General features: G+C 62.3%; 21 protein-coding genes and 1 pseudogene. 3 read left to right on the top strand and 19 right to left on the bottom strand.

Features of this window, described 5'->3' with window-relative positions; translation table 11 throughout:
• Positions 1 to 79: 79 nt before the first annotated feature.
• The 3 genes and pseudogenes from H7H34_RS21480 to H7H34_RS21490 form a co-directional block, all read right to left on the bottom strand.
• Positions 80 to 964 carry an IS110 family RNA-guided transposase gene (locus H7H34_RS21480; protein WP_209006418.1) on the bottom strand — a complete coding sequence of 295 codons (885 nt, stop codon included), beginning with the start codon at positions 962 to 964 and terminating at the stop codon, positions 80 to 82.
• An 86-nt stretch (positions 965 to 1,050) separates the two neighbouring features.
• Positions 1,051 to 1,227 (bottom strand): annotated as a pseudogene (locus H7H34_RS21485) (transposase); the annotation flags it as partial.
• A gap of 159 nt (positions 1,228 to 1,386) precedes the next feature.
• Entirely contained in the window at positions 1,387 to 2,280 is an 894-nt protein-coding gene (locus tag H7H34_RS21490; protein WP_185926667.1) for an L-2-amino-thiazoline-4-carboxylic acid hydrolase, read from the bottom strand.
• Here H7H34_RS21490 and H7H34_RS21495 point away from each other — a divergent pair.
• Positions 2,264 to 3,292 carry an IS110 family RNA-guided transposase gene (locus H7H34_RS21495; protein ID WP_185926668.1) on the top strand — a complete coding sequence of 343 codons (1,029 nt, stop codon included), beginning with the start codon at positions 2,264 to 2,266 and terminating at the stop codon, positions 3,290 to 3,292. The two genes, H7H34_RS21490 and H7H34_RS21495, sit on opposite strands and share 17 nt — an antisense overlap.
• Positions 3,293 to 3,600: 308 nt before the next feature.
• Here the strand turns inward: H7H34_RS21495 and H7H34_RS21500 are convergent, their stop codons facing one another.
• Together H7H34_RS21500 and H7H34_RS21505 are read right to left on the bottom strand one after the other, a co-directional pair.
• Positions 3,601 to 4,533 carry an IS5 family transposase gene (locus H7H34_RS21500; RefSeq protein WP_185926669.1) on the bottom strand — a complete coding sequence of 311 codons (933 nt, stop codon included), beginning with the start codon at positions 4,531 to 4,533 and terminating at the stop codon, positions 3,601 to 3,603.
• A 298-nt stretch (positions 4,534 to 4,831) separates the two neighbouring features.
• A complete protein-coding gene (locus H7H34_RS21505) occupies positions 4,832 to 5,788 on the bottom strand; it encodes an IS5 family transposase (protein WP_185926670.1) in 957 nt (318 codons plus the stop codon).
• A gap of 167 nt (positions 5,789 to 5,955) precedes the next feature.
• Here H7H34_RS21505 and H7H34_RS21510 point away from each other — a divergent pair, with 167 nt between their 5' ends.
• Positions 5,956 to 6,480, top strand: a complete 525-nt coding sequence (locus H7H34_RS21510) for a potassium channel family protein (RefSeq protein WP_209006419.1) — start codon at positions 5,956 to 5,958, stop codon at positions 6,478 to 6,480.
• Here the strand turns inward: H7H34_RS21510 and nhaA are convergent.
• Both nhaA and H7H34_RS21520 read right to left on the bottom strand, forming a co-directional pair.
• Entirely contained in the window at positions 6,415 to 7,575 is a 1,161-nt protein-coding gene (gene nhaA / locus H7H34_RS21515; RefSeq protein WP_185926671.1) for a Na+/H+ antiporter NhaA, read from the bottom strand. The two genes, H7H34_RS21510 and nhaA, sit on opposite strands and share 66 nt — an antisense overlap.
• Positions 7,575 to 8,912 (bottom strand): APC family permease, encoded by a 1,338-nt coding sequence (locus tag H7H34_RS21520; protein WP_185926672.1) that lies wholly within the window; start codon positions 8,910 to 8,912, stop codon positions 7,575 to 7,577. Before H7H34_RS21520 ends, nhaA begins: the two co-directional genes overlap by 1 nt.
• Positions 8,913 to 9,047: 135 nt before the next feature.
• Here H7H34_RS21520 and H7H34_RS21525 point away from each other — a divergent pair, with 135 nt between their 5' ends.
• Complete coding sequence (locus tag H7H34_RS21525) at positions 9,048 to 10,394, top strand: IS1380 family transposase (RefSeq protein ID WP_185926673.1); 1,347 nt, start codon at positions 9,048 to 9,050, stop codon at positions 10,392 to 10,394.
• 375 nt (positions 10,395 to 10,769) lie between these two features.
• Here the strand turns inward: H7H34_RS21525 and H7H34_RS21530 are convergent, their stop codons facing one another.
• From H7H34_RS21530 to H7H34_RS21585, 12 genes are all read right to left on the bottom strand, one after another.
• Entirely contained in the window at positions 10,770 to 11,657 is an 888-nt protein-coding gene (locus H7H34_RS21530) for a ribose-phosphate diphosphokinase (RefSeq protein WP_185926674.1), read from the bottom strand.
• Positions 11,654 to 13,162: a thymidine phosphorylase family protein gene (locus H7H34_RS21535; protein WP_185926675.1), complete on the bottom strand. Its 1,509-nt coding sequence runs from the start codon at positions 13,160 to 13,162 to the stop codon at positions 11,654 to 11,656. The genes H7H34_RS21530 and H7H34_RS21535 overlap by 4 nt, the downstream gene beginning before the upstream one ends.
• A complete protein-coding gene (locus H7H34_RS21540; protein ID WP_185926676.1) occupies positions 13,159 to 14,541 on the bottom strand; it encodes an MBL fold metallo-hydrolase in 1,383 nt (460 codons plus the stop codon). The genes H7H34_RS21535 and H7H34_RS21540 overlap by 4 nt, the downstream gene beginning before the upstream one ends.
• Positions 14,538 to 14,903: a DUF5676 family membrane protein gene (locus H7H34_RS21545; RefSeq protein WP_185926677.1), complete on the bottom strand. Its 366-nt coding sequence runs from the start codon at positions 14,901 to 14,903 to the stop codon at positions 14,538 to 14,540. Before H7H34_RS21545 ends, H7H34_RS21540 begins: the two co-directional genes overlap by 4 nt.
• A 113-nt stretch (positions 14,904 to 15,016) precedes the next feature.
• Positions 15,017 to 15,184, bottom strand: a complete 168-nt coding sequence (locus H7H34_RS21550; protein ID WP_185926678.1) for a hypothetical protein — start codon at positions 15,182 to 15,184, stop codon at positions 15,017 to 15,019.
• A 184-nt stretch (positions 15,185 to 15,368) separates the two neighbouring features.
• Positions 15,369 to 16,532 carry a phospholipase D-like domain-containing protein gene (locus tag H7H34_RS21555; RefSeq protein ID WP_185926679.1) on the bottom strand — a complete coding sequence of 388 codons (1,164 nt, stop codon included), beginning with the start codon at positions 16,530 to 16,532 and terminating at the stop codon, positions 15,369 to 15,371.
• Between the two features lie 95 nt (positions 16,533 to 16,627).
• Complete coding sequence (locus H7H34_RS21560) at positions 16,628 to 17,029, bottom strand: hypothetical protein (protein ID WP_185926680.1); 402 nt, start codon at positions 17,027 to 17,029, stop codon at positions 16,628 to 16,630.
• Positions 17,026 to 17,787, bottom strand: coding sequence for an NAD(P)/FAD-dependent oxidoreductase (locus H7H34_RS21565; protein WP_185926681.1), 762 nt, complete (start codon positions 17,785 to 17,787; stop codon positions 17,026 to 17,028). Before H7H34_RS21565 ends, H7H34_RS21560 begins: the two co-directional genes overlap by 4 nt.
• Before the next feature lie 60 nt (positions 17,788 to 17,847).
• On the bottom strand, positions 17,848 to 18,543 hold the full coding sequence (locus H7H34_RS21570; protein WP_185926682.1) for a CBS domain-containing protein: 696 nt from the start codon (positions 18,541 to 18,543) through the stop codon (positions 17,848 to 17,850).
• A 39-nt stretch (positions 18,544 to 18,582) separates the two neighbouring features.
• The gene (gene petA, locus H7H34_RS21575) at positions 18,583 to 19,188 is read right to left on the bottom strand and encodes a ubiquinol-cytochrome c reductase iron-sulfur subunit (protein WP_371811463.1); all 606 of its coding nucleotides are present in this window, start codon (positions 19,186 to 19,188) and stop codon (positions 18,583 to 18,585) included.
• Positions 19,182 to 19,832 (bottom strand): enoyl-ACP reductase FabI, encoded by a 651-nt coding sequence (locus tag H7H34_RS21580; RefSeq protein WP_371811462.1) that lies wholly within the window; start codon positions 19,830 to 19,832, stop codon positions 19,182 to 19,184. Before H7H34_RS21580 ends, petA begins: the two co-directional genes overlap by 7 nt.
• 74 nt (positions 19,833 to 19,906) lie before the next feature.
• Positions 19,907 to 20,086, bottom strand: a complete 180-nt coding sequence (locus tag H7H34_RS21585; protein ID WP_185926683.1) for a hypothetical protein — start codon at positions 20,084 to 20,086, stop codon at positions 19,907 to 19,909.
• Between the last annotated feature and the right edge of the window lie 6 nt (positions 20,087 to 20,092).

A 20,092-nucleotide genomic window follows, 5' to 3' on the forward strand; every position in this document is an offset into this window, starting at 1 on the left:
GTCCCCTATCCGAGCCGGCCACGACCGTCAGACCCACCCATTCCAGGCGCAACGCGGGGGTGGGGCCTCTCCGGTCGGGCTACGCCCTCCCTACAAGGCCCCACCCCCGCGTTCTCATCCTGATTGACGCTGGAGTCTCACCCTGTTTGTCGCGCCGCACCGACCAATCCATTTCGCCGGACTGATGTCGCTTTGGCGTTAACCCAAGAAAAGCGCCCACATCCGACGTCCGGTTGAACCGACCCGGATCATCAACCAGTGCTATGAAGCTGAGCGCGTTGACCGGACCAACACCGGGGATTGTCATCAGGCGGCGCGCGACTGGATGGACCTTGGCCGTTTTCCTCACCACCTTGTCCAAGTCGTCCGCCACTTGGCACAACTTGGCATGGGTAGCGATGAAGGCATCAGCTATGACCCGCAAAACCTGGTCGGTCTCGCCCGCTGCTGCCAGCTGATCGCGGAACGCTTGCCTCTGCCGTCCCTGGCCAATGCCGATCATACGGATGCCGAAGGTTTTGAGGACGCCACGAATGTGACCTTCGAGGTCCTTGCGCAACCGGATCAACCGTTCCCGCGCGCCTACCAAGCTGCGAAGCCGGTCCGCCTCCTCGCTGCGGATGTGAACCGGTGTGAACCAACCGGTGCGCGCAAGCTGTGCCAGACCTTCAGCGTCGGCGGCATCCGACTTGTTGAGCCGCGCCGACAAGCTCTTGTGTGCCTTCCGGGCATCAATGCAGGTCGCAGGCAGGCCGAGACCTGCGAGGCCGCGCTGCAACCAGATCGATAGCATTCCGCTTTCATGCACGATCCGTCGGGGCGTAAGTTCGCGGTTGCGAAACCAACCCGCGACGCCCCCGGGATCAGCGGGACAGACGCCACGCGCTACAGTCTTGCCATCCCTGTCTACAACGCAGATCGAAATCTCTTTCAGCGACACATCCAAACCGACATAGTATTCCATAGGACGTTCTCCTCACGGCTTATATCCATGAGGCCAACATACCGGACCTCGTTCGCCCCCGGAGAGCGACCGCCGCAATCACACCATGTCTTGTGAGGCCCGTAGGCGGAAGGGGCATCACGCCACCGTAAGCCATTGCGGTTGATGAATATAATGCCGCTCAACACACGCCGGTCATCGACTCGTGGCTTGCCGTGAGGCTTCGGGAAGAAGGGTTCAAGACGCGCCATCTGCGCATCCGTCAGCCAGAAAAGATCAGACATGTTCACCGCTCGTTTTTCGAGCCGTGAATCATGACGCCGGACTGAAATCAATGGGTCCTGACCCTAGCCCAATTGTGTTATGCGGCAGCTCTTGGCGGGAACCGCTGCGTCGCTCCTTCGGTTGCAATCTTCCTGAGCAAGCGGACCTATCTTGCCCGATTAGTCCCGGTTTCCCTCCGGCTGCGTGTCGGTCACATACCGGAAATCACAGTATTTGCCCCCACCAGCCAGAGTTTCGGTACGCTCCAGATGCCCTCCCCACATCTCGGCCAACGGGTAATCCAGATTACAGGCCGTGCCCTGGCAAAAATCACGCGCGTCCTCGGGCGGCAGCAAATTGTGGTGCAGTTCCTGATAGGGGCAACGGGTCACCAGAAACACCCCGCCGCGGTCGCTGTCGATCCAGCGTTTGCAATAGGATTTCGGGCCAAAGGGGAAAACATCCATGATCAGATGCGTGTCCCGTTTCAGCCGTTTGGCGGGATCGCGGGTGGTCAGCCGGACCAGCGCGTCCGGAACCATCATGACCCGCCGATAGATGATCCAGGCGGCATCGCCCACCAGTTCGATAGCGTAGTTCCGCGCCACGCCGCGATCAATAGCCGCCTGAATGGCGCTGATAATAAGCGCGCCATTCAGCAACCAAAGCCGTGCGCCTGCGTCGCGCTCATGCGGGATCTGGGCGGCGTGTGCCTCGAACCGGGTCCAGGCGTCTTTCAGAAGGTCGCGGATTTCAGCCTTGGTGAACCGCCCCTTGCTCATGTCTCCGCGCACACGGTTGCGCCCCAGAATGGCTGTCTTGGCCGCACCGCGCACAAGGGGCGCGAATGCAAGGCGGTAGAGCCGCTGGCGCGGCGTCATTTCAGCAAGGCGGGCCCGAATGCCCGCCCCCGGTCGGTAAAGGTCATCCAGCCCAGAACTGCACCGCCGATGGCGGACATCACGATGCCATTGACCGGCGCTGATGGTGTGACCGCCCCCCGACGGCAACTGTGTGCCAAGGTGGGTCTGCAACGATCCACAAAGGAGAGCGGTCATGTCGGAGATCATCATGGTCGGGCTCGACCTGGCGAAGAATGTGTTTCAGGCGCACGGTGCTGATGCCTCGGGGCGGGCAGTTCTGCGCAAGAAGTTGAGGCGGGATCAGGTGCTGGCCTTCTTTAGCCGGATGCAGCCCTGTGTTGTCGCGATGGAAGCCTGCGGCGGCGCCCACTTCTGGGGCCGCGAGATCGGCAAGCTGGGCCACGAGGTGCGGTTGATCCCGCCGGCCTATGTGAAGCCCTTCGTCAAGCGGCAGAAGAATGATGCGGCCGACGCTGAAGCGATCTGCGAAGCGGCCACGCGTCCGACGATGCGCTTCGTGCCGGTGAAGAGCGAAGAGACCCAAGGGGCCGCGATGGTCTTCCGCATCGGCGAGTTGCTGATCCGCCAGCGGACGCAGGCGATCAATGCGCTCCGGGGTCATCTGGGCGAGTTCGGCCAGATCGTGCCACAGGGGGCGGCGAACGCCGCGCGTTTGATCGCAATTGTCGAGGACCCGGACAGCGGACTGCCCGCCGATGCCATTGCAACGTTGAAGGTGCTGGTCGGAGCCCTCACCCATCTGGAGACGGAGATTGACAAGCTCGATGCCGAGATCGCGCGGCGCGCCAAGGAGAACGAGGTCGCCCGCCGACTGATGACCGTGCCGGGGATCGGGCCGTTGATCGCCACGGCCATCGCGGTCCTCGCGCCGCCACCCGAGACGTTCCGGAAGGCGCGCGACTTTGCGGCGTGGCTCGGCTTGACGCCCCGCCAGCATTCCACCGGGGGCAAGCAGCGCCTCGGGGCCACGACGAAGATGGGCGAGCGCTCCCTGAGGCGGCTGCTGATCATCGGCGCCAACAGCGTCATCATCAAGCGGCACGTCCATGCCGCGGCCCGGCCGGGCACCTGGCTGGGCGGGATGCTGACGCGCAAGCCGCCGATGCTTGTGCGGGTGGCGCTGGCGAACAAGATGGCGCGGATCGTCTGGGCCCTGATGGCCCGGGGTGGCGTCTACAAGTCTCCGGCCTCGGCGGCATAAGCCGACCAGCGGTCGCGAGGACGTCGGAGCGGAAGAGGGCAAGGAGCAGTTTGGCGCAACAGTCGTGAGACGGGATCGGGAGAACCAGTGTGCAACAGAGTGCCACCGAGCACGCGGCTTTGATCTGGGCCCGATCTTCGAACACCATGCGGGCCCGCGGCAAGACGACGGCCGCATCAGAGGCCGGATACATGTCAGCACCCGGTGACGCGTCTAAAGAAGCTCTGAAGATTTCTCTTGCGCAAGGGGCGGTTATACATGTTGCACAAATCGGGGTCTGAGCGTGGTTCCCCTTTCCCCGGACGGACCTATCCTACGGCCACAGTGACGGGTATGCCGAGCGCGGTGTAGCCGTTCAGCACGGCGATGCGAACTTGCAGCTCGGCGACCTGGCGGTCGAAGTCTCGGGCCATGAGGGATTGGCCGAGCAGCTTGATGCAGTTCATCTTGCTCTCGACCCGGCTCCGGCGGTGGTAGCCAGACCATCTTCGCCAGATGGCGCGACCCAAATATTTGGACGCGCGCAGTGCCTCATTGCGGGCGATGGCTCCGGGGCTCGTCGGTTTCCAAGGCTTGGCGTTCTTGCGGGGCGGGATGATCGCAGCGGCACAACGAGCAGCGATTGCCTCGTGGCACTTGCGTGTGTCGTAGGCGCCATCTGCCGTCACGGAACCGATCTCTTCGTCAGACGGGATTTGGTCAAGGAGATCTGGCAGGATGGGCGCATCGCCAATGTTGCTGCCGGTGACTTCGACGGCCCGGACTTCCAATGTTTCCTCGTCGATACCGATGTGCACCTTGCGCCAGATGCGCCGTTTGGCTCCGCCGTGCTTGCGGGCGTTCCACTCACCTTCGCCTTCGGCCTTGATGCCGGTGCTGTCGATCAGCAGGTTCAGCGGGCCCGTGCCGCCGCGATACGGGATCGCCACATTCAGCGTCTTTTGGCGGCGGCACAGGGTGCTGAAGTCCGGCACTCGCCAATCCAACCCGACCAGCCGCAGGAGGCTCTGAACGAACCCGGTCGTTTGTCTCAGCGGCATGCCAAAGAGCACCTTCATTGTCAGGCACGTTTGGATCGCTTCATCGCTGAAGCTCGGCTGCCGCCCACGCTTCCCGCTCGGCGGCGGCTTCCACATCATGTCGGGATTGAACCAGATCGTCAGCGATCCGCGCTGACACAGTGCTTCATTGTAAGCCGACCAGTTCGTGGTCTTATACTTCGTAGGGGCCCAACTGCTCATACCTTCCAGCTATCACGCTGGATTCACGCAGTGAATCCCTCACCCGATTTGCGCAACAAGGCCGTTCGTGAGCGCAACTGACGGCGATATTTCATTTCACCCACTGGATGTTGCCGAAGCGATTTCGTGCCAAAGCGAACGCAAGCGCTTACTTGAGGAACGTCTGATCTACGGGTACGGTTGCGCTGAGATGGCGGCTTGATCGCTTTGTGACCCGTGCCACGGGTCCTTGAGGGTCTGTTTTGCCCTCTCTTGGCTGCCATATCGTCGTTCTGGCAGATTGCGGACAGACTCGCCCTCACGTCAGCAGCTGTCTTCGGACCAGGAACAGGTTGCCGAGCGCGAACAGGGTGAAGAGTTGGGCGCGGTTCTTGGCCAACCCGCGGTAGCGCGTCTTCATGTGACCGAACTGGCGCTTGAGAACGCGGAAGGGATGCTCGACCTTGGCGCGCACCATGGCGATGACCCGGTTGGTCTCCTCGTCGATCTCGTCGAGCTTGCCGCCTCGCGGTGCCTTGCGCATCACGCCCCAGACCTTGCCGTTCTTGGTGAACGCAGCCTCCCGCTCGGCGCTGACATAGCCCTTGTCCGCCCAAACTGAAGTCTCGCCGCCGTGGAGCAGTTCGTCCCAGATGCGGCTGTCATGCACCTTCGCGGTTGTCGCCTCGAGGCTGTGGACGGTGCCGCTGTCCACATCGACGCCAACATGCGCCTTCATTCCAAAATACCAGGCATTGCCCTTCTTCGTTGACGACATCTCGGGATCACGTGCCTTGGCCTTGTTCTTCGTTGACGACGGCGCGTCGATGATCGTTGCGTCCACCAGCGTGCCCGAGCGCAGCGTAATTCCTTGGTCGGCAAGGTAGCGGTTCACCTCGGCAAACAGCTGCTCCGTAAGCTGGTGCTTCTCAAGCAGGTGGCGGAAGTTGAGGATCGTAGTTTCATCCGGGATGCGGTCGTCGCCCAGCTCAATGCCAGCAAACCGACGCATGGCGTCGCTGTCGTAGAGCATCTCCTCCGCCATCGGGTCGCTGAGCGCATACCATTGCTGAAGGAAGTAGACCCGCAGCATGGTCTCAATCGGCATCGGGGGGCGCCCGCCCCTTGGTCCCGCCTTCGGGTAGTGCGGTGCGATCAGCGCCAGCAGCCGCATCCACGGCACTACTGTCTCCATCTCGGCGAGGAACTTCTCCCGCCGCGTCTGCTTCTTCTTCACTGCGTGGCGGAGGCCGGGAAAGGTGGGCTGCTTGGGCATCGGGGAGCATCCTTCATGATCCCGCCCAGTCTAATCCAAGCCGCTCAGAGAGCGAGGTTTTTCAGACGCTCCTTGATGTCACGCATTCGACGGTGGTGCCAGCAGGCATGTTTAGAGGCGGGAAAGACGTCTATAGTTGCTGCGAATGAAACAAAAGGAACATAGACTTGCCTCTCTCTATTGGCTTATCCCTGTCCGCATTTCTGGTGACGGCGGTGATGCATCTGACCACCCTGAAGTGGTGCAGTGGTGGGATGGCCAGCATTCCAATGCGGCCCTCCATCCGCGTCCTCGCGGTTCTGACTCTGCTGTTCACTGCCCATATGTTGCAAATTGGCGTGTTCGCTGTCGCCTTTGCCTTGGCCGAGCGCTGGTTGAACCTGGGCGCATTTGCGGGTGAGACCATCGCGGCTCCCCTCGATTACTACTATTTTTCGGCAATAACCTACACCTCGCTCGGAATAGGAGACATTTTTCCTACCGGGCACCTGCGGTTTCTGACGGGCGTCGAGGCGCTGATCGGTCTGTTGCTGATCGCGTGGTCCGCCTCCTTCCTCTACGCGATGATGAACCGCCTCTGGGTCTGGCAGCCCTGCGTGCGTCCGGACGGAACATCGCAGGACATGTCAGGACGTACGCCTGCGCGCGACTGCCAGCAGGGCAACACTGGCGAGGATGGCGGACATGCTTGAGCCCAAAATGACGGCGATCTTTGCCGAATCCGCGCGTGCGGGATCATCCAGCGCGGCGGTGACGATGAACAGGCTCATCGTGAAACCGATGCCTGCGAAAAGTGCGGCGCGCAGGGTATCGCGCAACGATGTCCCAGACGGCAAACTGCCCAGACCCGCCCACAGTGCAAGGCCGGTTCCCAATGCGACACCCAACGGCTTTCCGATAACAAGGCCCAGGGCAATGCCCGCAGCGACCGTATCTGTCGTCCAGTTCGCGGACGCATTGGTCAGCGGCACCCCGGCATTGAAGAAGGCAAGGATCGGAACGACGATGAACAGGGCCAGAGGTGCGACGCGATGCTCGACCTGTGCGACGGCGCTCAGTCTGAAAGCCGACAGCGGCAGCGCCAGACCGATGATCGCCCCCGCGATGGCCCCTTCCAGCCCGGACCCAATCAGCCCGGACCACAGCAATGTGCCCGCAACGAGATAGAGCTTGGTGGCCTCGCTCGCGCGCCGGTTCAGAGCCCAGAGACCGCCAAGCCCGACCGCGATGAGGGCCAGCGACCAGCCGAACTCGGCCTCGCCGTAGAACAGTGCAATGACCAGCACGGCGCCCAGATCGTCAAAGATCGCAACCGCCGTGACGAAGGCCAGAAGGCCCACGGACACCGCCGATCCGAGGAACGACATCAGGCCCAGCACCAAAACCACATCCGTCGCAATCGGAATCGCCCAGCCGGGCATCGCTTCGGGGTCGCCTGCATTGAACGCCAGATAAATCGCCACCGGCACCACCATGCCGCCGAACGCCGCAATGGCCGGCAAGGTGGCGCGCCCCCGCGCCGCCAGAACGCCCGACGTCATCTCTTGTTTGGTGTGCAAGCCGATGTGAAAAAAGAAGACGACCAGAAGGCCCTGATTGATCCAGTCGATCAGCGGGGCGTCGATCACAACGGGCGCGATGCCCAGCCGCAGCGGATAGTGATGGATGAAGTCGTAAACGCCCGACAGCGGTGAATTGGCCGCACCCATGCCCAGGGCGATCGCGACGAGCATGGCGATGCCTGCACGCCGTCCTTCGTGCGATTGCCGGGTTTCAACCGCTGACATCAGTGCTCATGCGCTGCTTCCGGTGCCATCCATCGCGACAGGTAAACACGTTCAAGGACAAAGACAGTGGCAATGCCGATGGCGGCATAAAGCACGATGGCCGGATCGCTTTGAAGTTTCATCGCAGTGAAGGCGACAAGTACCACGGCGTCGAAAGCAAGTGCCAAAAGAAGAATTGTTGGCGCTGCTCCAACCTCTTTCCGTCGGAAATGGAACACACCCCAATGCACAATCATATCCATGATGAGATAGAAGAATGCTCCCAGAGAGGCGATCCTGCCCAGATCGAAGAACACCGCCAGCGCCGAGGCAATCACAACCGTATAGACCAGCATGTGGCGCTGAATGGCCCCGGTCATACCAAAGTGGCTGTGCGGGATCATCTCCATATCCGTCAGCATGGTCAGCATCCGCGACACCGCGAAAACGCTGGCCAACACGCCGGATGCCGTGGCCACGGCCGCCAACACGACCGTCAAGTAAAAGCCCACCTGCCCAAGTGCGGGCTCAGCCGCCTGGGCCAGCGAATAGTCGCGCGCGGCGATGATTTCGTCGATTGTCAGGCTCGCGCCTACGCCAAAGGCCACAAGCAAGTAGACCACCACGCAGATCCCGATGGACAGCATGATAGTGCGGCCCACATTCCTGTGGGGATCGGTGATTTCGCCGCCGCTGTTGGTGATCGTGGTGAAGCCCTTGAAGGCAAGGATCGCCAGTGCGACAGAGGCGATGAAGCCTGTCACTCCAAAGGTCTCGGCCGTTTCTGACGCGGCGGCGAACTGAAACCCGCTTGACCAGAGTGCTGCGATACCGAACAGCGCGATGCCCCCGATCTTGATCGCCGCCATGATTAGAGAGAATAGCCCGACGGAGCGGTTTCCTGCGATGTTGACCAAGAATGCGAACACGATCACGGCAACCGCCAGAACGGGCACAAGTGGCCCACCCGTGATATCGAAAGGCCGCAAGACATAAGTTGCGAATGTCCGTGCGACGAGGCTTTCCGCGATCACCATGCTGAGCGCCATCAAAAGCGCCGCTCCCGCCGCAACCGCCCCCGATCCATAGCATTTCTGAAGGATCATCGCGATGCCCCCTGCCGAGGGCCAGGCGTTCGACATCTTGATGTAGCTGTAAGCGCTGAAGCTGGTCACGATGGCACCAGCGATGAACGCGAGTGGAAATAGTGGTCCAGCCAGCTGGGCGATTTGTCCGGTCAGGGCAAAGATACCGGCTCCGATCATAACGCCCGTGCCCATGGCAACAGCTCCGCCAAGGCTGATCGAGCCTTCGCGGTAGCCGTCGTTTACATCGTGGTTTTTATCGTGTTTCTGCATTTCGATCTGCCTTGGTTGCTATTTAGCCCGGATTATTCATGAAAGGGTGGCGAGGGTAGCGTACCCATCTGGAAAGACGTAGTTTTAAGGTGTCCGATCCAAAAAAACCGCAGTTTCCAGGAGCCGCCCCTCACCATGGCAAAAGCTACATCTTTGCGGCCCGCGTTGTCACCCGTGAATGGCAAACCAATCCTGCTTGATTTTGATGGTGCAGATATGAGCTCCGATGCCGGGCTGACGCTCTTGCGGGAGATCGAGCGCCGGGATGGGTTGGCGGGTCTGCTGGCATCCTGCCTCACGGACCTACGCGATCCGGGCAAGGTTCGGCATCGCCTGGAGGAGATCATCCGTTTCCGGATCATGATGATTGCCGCCGGATATGAGGATGGCAATGACGCCACCGATTTGCGCCATGACCCCAGCTTCAAGCTGGCTCTGGAACGCGGCCCCGAGACCGGGGCGGCGCTGTGCTCGCAACCGACGATCTCGCGGATGGAAAACCTTGCCGACACCCGGTCCCTGATCCGTATGGGCCGGGAATTGATCCGGTTTTACTGCCAGTCATTTGACCGGGCGCCCCGGCAGATCGTGCTCGATATCGACGATACGTTCGACGCGGTGCATGGCCACCAGCAGTTGCGCCTGTTCAACTCCTACTATGACGAATACGGCTTCCAACCCATCGTGGTCTTTGACGGGACCGGGCGGCTGGTCGGGGCCTTGCTGCGCCCGGCACGCCGCCCCAAGGGGAAAGAAAGCGCGGCTCACATTCGGCGCTTGATCCGGCAGATCCGCCGCCATTGGCCCACGACCGGGATCCTGCTGCGGGCGGACAGCCATTACTGCACCCCGGAGGTTCTGGACCTGTGTGACAGGCTGGGTCTGCGCTACGTGCTGGGATTGTCGAAGAATGCCCGCCTGCAGGAGCGCGTGCAGACCCTGGAGGCTTCGACGGCGGAGCGGTATGCGCGCAAGGGTCAGAAGCTGCGCCGGTTCAAGACTTTCTCCTATGCGGCCGGGTCCTGGTCGAAAGCGCGCCGGGTGATCGCGCGCATCGAAGTTGGCCCGCAGGGGCGGGACACCCGTTACATTGTCACCAACCTCGAAGGCGGTCGCGGCAAGCATCTGTACGAGAAGATCTACTCTGCCCGCGGCCAGGCCGAAAACCACATCAAAGCCTGGAAAAACCACCTCGCTTCGGACCGGACATCCTGCTCGAAAGCCAACGCCAACCAGATGCGGCTCATGCAGCACGGCTGCGCGTACTGGATCTGGTGGAAGCTCCGCGCCGCCTGCCCGAAGCGCTCTCCTTGGCGACATGCCCAGTTCGACACGCTGCGCCTGCATCTGGTCAAGCTGGCCGCCACCATCGTTGAAAAGAAGACCCGGATCACCGTGACGCTGCCAGCGTCCTGTCCCCGCCAGAAGCTGATCCGCCTGCTGTTCGATGCTCTCGCGCCACCAGGACTTGCCCGACGCTGAACGCGCCCCGCAAACCCCGAAACCTCAACCGGCACAGCCCAAGATCAAGTCAACGACCGGTGTGAAAAGCCGGACGCCGATGCCGCTTGCCCGTGTACGATTAGGAGACGCGGAGCACACCGTTCGAGGTCGAATCCAAGGATTCATGAATTGTTGGGGCTAGTTGCCCAATCGGCAAAAGCCGGTTCATTCGCTCGGTAGAGGGCGGCCCGATCCGCGATCTGGGGGCGCTCGGGACTAGGCGGGGCGGGGATTTTCGTTTCCTTGCGGGTCATCCTCATATTCTCCAGTTTCCGGAGTAGCGTTCCGGTTTGCGCTCAGGACGAAAGCCGACAGATCCTTTCCTACGATCCGGTCTTGTCCGAACTTGCGTGATCAAGGTTCCTTCAAGGCCGAAAGGGTCGTTTCGCTCAGGATGTCGACAATTCCGATCACGTTCGTTGAATGGGGTATGGTGTCGGTGGATATGATCCCTGCCGCACCTGCCGACATGATGGTGTCCTGCGCGCCATCGGCAAAGACCGCGTGGATGACAAGGCAGACAGGCGCGGCGGTTCCAGCCGCAAGCAACCTTTCGACGGCGCGTGCCATCGTGACGCCGGAAGATGCGATGTCGTCGAGGATCACTGGCGTGCCTTCGCGCAGCGCCGCGCTTTCGGGGACACTGACATCGACACTGCGGTCACCGGATCTCACCTTGCGCAAGACTTCGTAAGGCCGTCCGGCCAGCCGGGCCACCTCGGCGACCCATTGCTGGCTTTCGCTGTCAGGGCCTAGAAGAACGGCGTCTGGCAGGTTCGTGCTGATCCAGGTCGCAAGCAGCGGGGCGGATACGGCGCGCATCGCCGGCATCGGGAAGACATCCTGCAGCCGCGCGATGCGGTGCAGATGCGGATCGACGGTCACCAGCCAATCGAAACTCTCCCCCAGGAACTGCGCGAACAGCGGCGCGCTGACCGCCTGCCTGGCTTCGAACCGGCGGTCCTGACGCATGTAGCCGAGATAGGGCGCGATCAATCCGACGCGGCGCGCGCCCATCTCACGGGCCGTGGCCGCCGCAAAACGCAATGGTAGCGCAAGGCGGTCGGGATCTCGCAACGTGGCCAGCAGCACCACGTCTGCGCCCTCCAGATCGCCGGGCAGCGAGATCAGGCTTTCGCCATCGGGGAAGTGGTGCCAGTCTAGCACGCGCGGTTCCGCGCCCAGTGCCGGTGCAAGGCGCTCGGCCAGCGGCATCATCTCGGGAAACGCGACAAGGATCATGACGCCTCCCCGGACAGCGTCAGCACCCCGGTCTGGGACTCCGCATAGGCCAAGGCATAGGCCAGTTCGCCTGGTGTCTCGGCATGAAGTTCATAAAGCGGCTGGCCCCTGTCCATACGATCACCGATCCGCGCCAGCAGGCGAATGCCGGCGCTCTTCTGACGCGGGGCACCGGCCAGCTTGGCGATGCGTGCAATCCGGCGGTTGTCCACGGCCGTCAATTCGCCCGCATGCGGGGCAAGTATCTCGATGCGTTGCGAGGCGGTGCCGGGTTCGCGGAAACCGCCCTGTGCCGCACAGATTGCTATGAACTTCGCTTCCGCCGCGCCACTGTCGAGAAGCGCCTGCGCGCGGTCCCGTCCCTGCCCCACAACGGCGTCCGGCGCTAGGTCCAGAAGATGCCCGGCCAGATCCAGCGCCCGTGCGCGCAGATCGACAGGCGCGTCCGGCGCGCGCCGCAAAACCGCCAGCACGTCCATGGCTTCCAATGCCGGGCCGATGCCGCGTCCCACAGGAGCCATGCCGTCGCTGATGTGCAGCGCCAGGTTCAGACCCAACGCCTTGGCCACCGATGACAGCCGGGCACCGAGGGCTTCGGCGGCCCCGGCCGACCGCACCTTGGCCGTGGGTCCGACCGGCAGGTCGATCAGAACGTGCGTGGCACCGGCCGCCGCCTTTTTCGACAGCACGCTGGCCACCAGCTGACCGGTGGAGTCGAAATCGAGCGGGCGTTCGACACGGATGAAGTGATCGTCGGCGGGGCTGAGCGCGAGCCCGCCGCCCCAGACGATGCAGCCGCCTTCTGCTTCGACCACCCGGCGCAGCGCATCACCGTCAAGAACGACCGGTGCCATGACCTCCATCGTGTCGGCTGTCCCCGCCGGCGAGGTTATCGCACGGCTCGACGTCTTGGGGATCAGATGCCCCGCCGCCGCGACGATGGCGACGACGATCGGCGTCGTCCGGTTGCCCGGCAATCCGCCGACGCAATGTTTGTCGAGAACGGCCCGGTCCCCCCAGTCGAGCATCTGCCCGGCATCCCTCATGGCGCGGGTCAAGGCCACGGTCTCGGCCTCATCCAGCCTGTCGCCCGCACAGGCGGTTACGAAGGCGGCAAGCTCGAGATCCGATAGCCGGTTGTCGAGCGTGTCGCTGACGATCGCCGCGAACCCGGCCTGATCCAGTCTCTCGCCATAGGCTTTCGCCCGGATCATCGACGCCGAAGCGGGCGGTTCAGGGTGCGAGAACGCGGCCCTGTCCCCTGCCTGCGCTCCAAGGGCCGCCCAGGCGGAAGACGACAATGCCGCCTCGTCCACGGCAAGCCATGCCCCGCGGGCGATCACATTCAGGGTCGCGATGATCCAGCGGTCATTCAGATCGATGCGTACACGGGTCTGGGCGGCAAACCCTTCCGCGCGGCAGACATGGCAATCTTCATGCATGTAGACGACCGGCTGCCGGTAGGTGTCGATGCCGGAGGGGACAAGCGCAAGCGTATCGGTCATCGCGGCCGGTCCAGATAGACGGATTCGAGATGCTCCGGGACGCGCACGGGTCGCCCAAGTTCATGTTCGACGCGGAACCGCAGTGTGTCCGATGCGTCTGGGTTCCCGTGGGTCAGATAAGTCATCTCCGGGGCGGGATCGGCGGACATCCAGCGCAGGATTTCATCGGCATCGGCGTGCCCGGAAAAGGAATTTAGCTGAACCACTTCGGCCTCGATCGGGAACTCGCGCCCGAACATGCGCAATGTCCGAGCGCCCCCGGCCAGCGCCGCGCCGCGCGTGCCACCGGCCTGGAAACCGGACAGCAGGATTGTATTCCGCCGATCGCCGCCGAAGCTGGCCAGATGGTGCAGGATACGCCCCCCGGTCAGCATTCCGCTGGCGGAGACGATGATCATCGGGCCCTGGCGGGTGTTCAGCTCCTTGGATTGCTCGACCGTGTTTACCCTCTTGGCGATCTCGAACATCGCCACGCAGTCTTCGCGGCTGACGTGATGTTCGTCGTGGTGGCGGTGATAGATCTCGGTTGCGTCCACCGCCATCGGGCTGTTGAGGAATACTGGCACGTAGGGAATATCGCCGCGCTCCATCAATCGCGCAATGTGCAGCATCAGCCCCTGCGCCCGTCCGACCGCGAAGGACGGGATCAGCACCGTGCCGCCGCGGGCAAAGGTGCGTTTCAGGACCGGGGCCAGCTCGGCCTCGGGGTCCGTATCGGGATGGGCCCGGTTGCCATAGGTGGATTCGCAGACCAGCACATCGGCCCCGCCGAACGGTCTTGGCGGTCGCATCAGCGGATCGGTCTCGTGGCCCAGATCGCCGCTGAAATGAATAACCCTGCCGCCGACCTCAAGCCGGATCTGGGCCGCCCCAAGAAGATGCCCGGCCGGAATGAAGCTGGCCGCGATGCCGTCGCCCAGTTCGATCCTCTGATCGAAAGGGTGCGGATCAAGGCGATCCAGCGCAGCCTTTGCATCCTTGAGCGTGTAGAGTGGTCTTGGGTTCTTGTGTTTGGAATACCCCTTTCTGGCGGCATAGCGCGCCTCTTCTTGCTGGATATGGCCGCTGTCGGGAAGAATGAGTCCGCACAGTTCCGCCGTTGCCTCGGTGCAAAGAACCCGCCCGCGAAACCCCGCCCGGATCAGCGCGGGCAGATATCCTGAATGGTCCAGATGGGCATGGGTGAGCAGCACGGTGTCGATGGTGTTGACGCGCACAGGGAACGGTTTGCGATTGCGCGTACGCAACTGCTTGAAGCCCTGGAACAGGCCGCAATCGATCAGGATGCGCCGTCCCATGGCCTCGATCAGGTAGCGCGATCCTGTCACCGTTCCGGCGGCACCGAGAAAGCGCAGTTTCGGACGTGCGGTCGGGATCATGCCCCTGCTCCCCTGCCCGCGATGGCGTTGTAGAGCCCGCCAAAGATCAGCGCGGCGTACCATCCGTAAAGAAAGCTCTCGATCAGGCCGATGGCGAAGCCCAATGGCGTCAGCCAGACGAAACCGGGCAGCAGACCGGACCAGACCTCGTACATCGCGTAGCCGGGAAAGATCAGATCGAAGGCGATACACACAAGGTAGGTCAGAGCCAGAAACAGGCTCAGCGCCCAGCCCAGCGGTACGATGGGAAGAAACGTGCGCCCTGTCCCGTCATTCGCGCCCATGACGCAGGCCCCGCACGTCATGCGCAGGGCCAGGAAAAGGATCGCCGCGACGGCGGTGAAATAGAGGATGGGCATCATGGCGTGTTCCTTTCTTGTCGATGATCAAACTGGATCGCGAACGCCGTTGCCGGTCGGCACCTTGCAAGGATGGGTGCGCAACCGGCGCAAAACGCCCATCCTGCGAGGCATAGTCAGTTCTGACCGCAGCAGCAGCCGGATTTGACCGGTTTTGCCTTTGCGGGTTCCGCGACCTGCGGTTCGACATTTGCCTTCGGCTGCGCATCGGTCTTGCCACCGCAACATCCGCCCTGCTTCTGCTTGGCCGCGTCTTGTGTCTGCGAAGTTGAACGGTCGTCCATCTGGACCTCCTTTTGTTTGGCTTCGTTCTAAAGACGCGGCCCGACGAAAAACATTACAAGGATTGGCAACCTGTCGGGCTTCGTTGGCAAAGGAAAATCTGTATCGGTCGACCGTAGGAAGGCGTCGATATTGCCGACGGAGCCACCGCAACCAGGCAGGCTGTCGGCTGACCGGTGCTATCGGTCAAAGCAGCCGCCGCGCGGCCCATCCGATCACCTCGAAACCACGCGCGCGCCAGCCGCGCGAACGCCAGGTCCGAAGCGTGATTTCACGGGCATCTGAAATATCTCGCAGATACTGCGCCTGCAACTGCCCGGCCAAAACGCGGTCATGCGCAAAGAGGACCAGCTCCTGATTGATGAAAAGGCTTCGGTAATCGAGGTTTGCCGATCCGACGATCGACCAGCCGGCATCGACGACCGAAGTCTTGGCATGCAGTTGACGTGGCAAGTACTCGTAGACCCTCACGCCCGCCGAGAGAAGCTGCGCATATGCCGCCCGCGTCGCCCAGCCGGCGACCAGGGGATCGCTTCTGCGTGGCACCAGCAGACGGACGTCCACGCCGCGACGCGCGACATCCTGAAGCGCCCGGTCGACCACGGTGCCCGGGCTGAAATAGGGCGACGTCAAATAGACACAGGATTGTGCCATCCCGATCAGTCCCGCATGCAGACAGGCGAGCCTTTTCTGGCACTTGCGCGAATAGCTCGGCACCAGCAGTCCTTCGATGCCGTCGGCCTCTTCGGGAATTGCGTTTGCCGGAAGCGGGCGGGCCTCCCGCCAGAGTCGAATGAAATGACTTGCGGCAAGCGTCGCCAACGGCCCCTGGACACGCACATGGGTATCGCGCTGGCGGCTTGCACCATGAAGCCGACGCGAGTTTAACCGGCGAATGTTGAAACCGCCCAGGAAGGCATCCCGGCCATCCACGACGAGAAGCTTGCGGTGATTGCGTTGGAAATATCGCAGCGGGTGTCGGAGATCGAAGGGGCGGAACCAGCGAAACCGCACACCGCTTCGTTCCAATTCCCGCCGAAACTTGTCGAAATCCCGCTGGCCAGCACCGAAAGCGTCGAGATGCAACCGAACGTCAACCCCGCTTCGCGCCTTGGCTGCAAGGGCGGAGACAAAACGCGCGCCGACTTCGTCGGTGGCAAAGATGTAGGATTCCATCCAGATTGCTTCGGTCGCGCCCTCGATCTCCGTGATCATCGCATCGAACAGGGCATCCCCCTCGACAAAGAGCTGGAAAGCGCCCGACCCTTCGCCCAGATTTGGCACACACATCGCTGCCCGCGCCTGTGGCATCGTCAGGGAGTTTTCGCGAGGTGCGCGCGGGGTGCTCATGATCGCGGCCTACCGCCCCACTGGTTCGGTCGCAACATCGACGTCACGATGTCGGAGCCATGCTTGCAGCGCGAAAAGGCAAGACTGCACATCCGTCAGGTGTTCGCTGTTTCATGGGCGCCGTGCTGGCACCCGACACAATCGCAGTTCTCATGGCTGCAACTGCGGTCCTCCAAAGGGTTGCGGTAGTGAAAACGGGCGAGCGGCAGCAGCAGTCGCTTGGGCAATGAAAGCCGATATGCCTCGCCCAAGGCAATGCCAATGTCGGTCGTTTCCAGCTTACCGATCAGGTAGTCGATCCCGCGGGGGCCCGTCCGGTTGAACAGGTACCGATTGACGACACCACCGCGCAGGCCGGGTTGCAGCGCCTCACGCCAGGCTTTCCTGTAGTCGACGCCGCTGATCAGGCTTTGGGCCGCCAGGGGCTCGGATCGCATCGCATAGCGTAGCCCGAATCCCGCCAGCGCGTCCTGGAAACCCGCGTGTTCGCCGATCACCGGGTTTCCATCCTGCATCGCGTGCGCGGCAATCGGACTTTCCCGAAACCGCCGAAGCCTCGCGGCGTTTTCATCTCCAGGCCCGCGTGACGCTTGAAGTATTCCACGGTTGCCGCGAGATATTTCGCTTGATCGCGAAAACCTGAAAACATGCAGCTGGCCACCGTGCCGCGCCCCCGGTGCACGAGCAGATAGGCGTAGCCCTTCGGGGCAAGCTCGGTCCCGAAGGCCAGCCACGCACCATCGGCCATAGAGGTGTCAAGGACGTAGCCCACGGCGATGATATCGGCCCGCCGTGGTCCGCCTGCCAGGACCATGTTGGTCGTGGTCTTTTTCACGCGATCGTTGAATCGCACCTCGGCCCCGGCCGCGCGGGCCTGATCCAGCAAGACCCGGTAAAGCGTTCCCGGTGCGTTGCCCCGGCGCAAAAGATAGTACAGGGGCTTCGATCCATGCACTCTGTGGGCCTTTGCATGGCTGTCGAAGACGAAGCCTTCGGTTGCACCGCGATGATCGAAATCGGCGACAACACCGGCATCAGCCAGTTCGTCCAGAACGTTCTGTGCGTCGCTCCAGTTTTCAAGGCCTTGAAAGTCGTCGTGGAACCGATGGCCGACATCTTCGTGCCACTCTCGCACCACGACCCGGCGATTGGCCTTGGCTAAAACGATTGCACAGACCAGACCTGCGGGACCAGCCCCGACGATTTCAATCGTATTGTCTTCAGGGTCGGCGGAACCTGGCGTTAGCGCCATCATACGAACCCTCCTCGATACGATCGACGTCCTGACAGGCCGGGTTTATCTCCGCAACGTGAGTCAGATCCCGTAAGCCCAGGCCGGCAGGCGGCCCATATGGACCTCAACCGTCCTGACACCGGGCACGTTTTCGACGGCAACCCGGATCGCATTCTCCTCGAAATCGCTGTCGGCGACACCCCAGACGGCGACATTCCCCTTGTGCACGGTGTAGTTGATGAGGTTGACCGCTGCACCAGGCACTTCTTTCAGAGCCTCTTCAATCTTTGCACGCAGCACGCGGTCGTCCTCCAACGGCTCCGGCAGCGCCCCATCCTTGAGTGCCGACAAGGCGTGGAGCAGGTTCGCCCGGCTTACGATGCCGACTACTTTGTCGGAACTCACCACCGGCACGCGCTTGATCCGGTGCTTTTCCAGAAGACGCGCGATCTCTGCGACAGTCGTGTCTTCCTCGACGGAAACGACATCGCGTGTCATCACATCCTCAACGTGGTGGCTTTTGAGTTTCACGAAATCCCGGGTGGAATCGCTCGATCCGCCCAGGACTTCGAGCCACCAGGACCGGCGTGGGCCGTCGGTTTCGCGGACACGCCGCATGAGATCGCCTTCGCTGACAAGTCCCTTGAGGCCGCCCTCTGCGTCGACGACGGGCAGCGCGCTGATGTGGTGGTCCAGCATCAGGCGCACCGCGTCCTCGACTTGTCCCTCCAGCGGGACCGAGATCACGGATGTTGTCATGATATCCTTGGCTTGCATGTCATGGTCTCCTTCTTGGACTATTGGACGATTCTTCGGTCAGGTGCCGATGACGAGTTGCAGGTCTTCGCCCAGCGTGTAGGGCGGGATGTCGAGGTTGCGCGGTGCCGGCCCTTTCCGTATCCGACCCGACGTATCGTAATGCGACCCGTGGCACGGGCAGAACCACCCGCCGAATTCGCCCACCGCCGACCCATCCTGGCCCAGGGGAATACAGCCCAGATGCGTGCAGACCCCGATGACGATCAGCCATTCACCATCCTCCCCCGCCGCGCGGTTTTCATCCAGTGCCGGCTCTTCGCCACTTAGATTGGGATTCTCGTCCGTTTCATCAACAGGATCGGGAAGCTCGTCGAGATCGACGGCACGTGCAGCCTCGATTGCCGCTGGAGACCTGCGCCAGGCGAAGACCGGGCGCCCCTGCCACTTCACCGTAATGCGTTGGCCCGGTTCGACACCGGCAAGATCGACCCTGACCGTGCCGGACGCGGTCACATCCGCTGAGGGGTTCATCGAATTGATCAACGGCCAAACCGCCGCGCCTGCGGCAATCGCGCCGGTAGAGGCCGTTGCATAATAAAGGAAATCGCGGCGCTCTGTTGCGGGTAATTGATTGGTTTCGTCATTGGTCTGGCGCATCATGATTCCTCCGATTTAGAGTTCATCTCCGCTGCGGCGACAGGGCTTTCGACGTGAACACCCGCATCGACATGCAGCACCTCGCCCGTGATGCCGCCGGTATAGTCGCTGGCGAACAGCAGGGCGGCGCGGCCCACCTCGTCGGCCTCGATGTTTCGCCGCAGGGGCGCGGCACGCGCGGTTGCGTCCAGAAGCCCGGCAAAGCCGGTCAACCCCGACGCCGCGCGGGTCATCACCGGCCCTGCCGAAATGGCGTTGACGCGGATGTTCGATGGCCCGAGTTCGTGCGCCAGATAGCGCACCGTAGCTTCGAGAGCCGCCTTGACCGGCCCCATCACGTTGTAATTCTCCACCACACGTTCGCCACCGAGATAACTCAGCGTGATGAGACTGCCGCCGCCTCTCATCAGGGGTTCGGCCAGACGGGCCATTCGGATCAGCGAATGGACCGAAACATCCATCGCTTCGGTGAATCCTTCAGCCGAACAGTCGGTCAGGCGGCCATGAAGGTCGCCGGGCGGCACGCTGCCCACGGCATGAAGGATAAAGTCCAGCTTTCCCCAGCGTTCGGTGATGGCATCAAAAACACCGTCGAGTTCATGCGGTGCGTTCACATCGCAGGGCAGCAGGCCAGGCCAGGCTGCGATCATTGGCGATGCCGACAACCAGACCCTTCCGGCCGGACAGATCAAGCAGTTCCGCAGGATCGCAGCATTCGTCTAAGTCAGGCATCTTCGGATGCTGCCTTGGTATCGGAGGACGCGGCCTTTTTCTTCTCATGCACACTATGACTCTTGCTTGTCTTGCCATGTTTGTGTCCGCCATGACCGTGCCCGAAAAGGTGTATCGCGGCCATTCCGCCGAAGAGGAGAACCAAAACCCAGTTCTGAGAAAGCCATTCCATATTCGG

Origin of the sequence: Stappia sp. 28M-7 (assembly GCF_014252955.1) — a bacterium.
Taxonomy (GTDB): Bacteria; Pseudomonadota; Alphaproteobacteria; order Rhizobiales; family Stappiaceae; genus Stappia.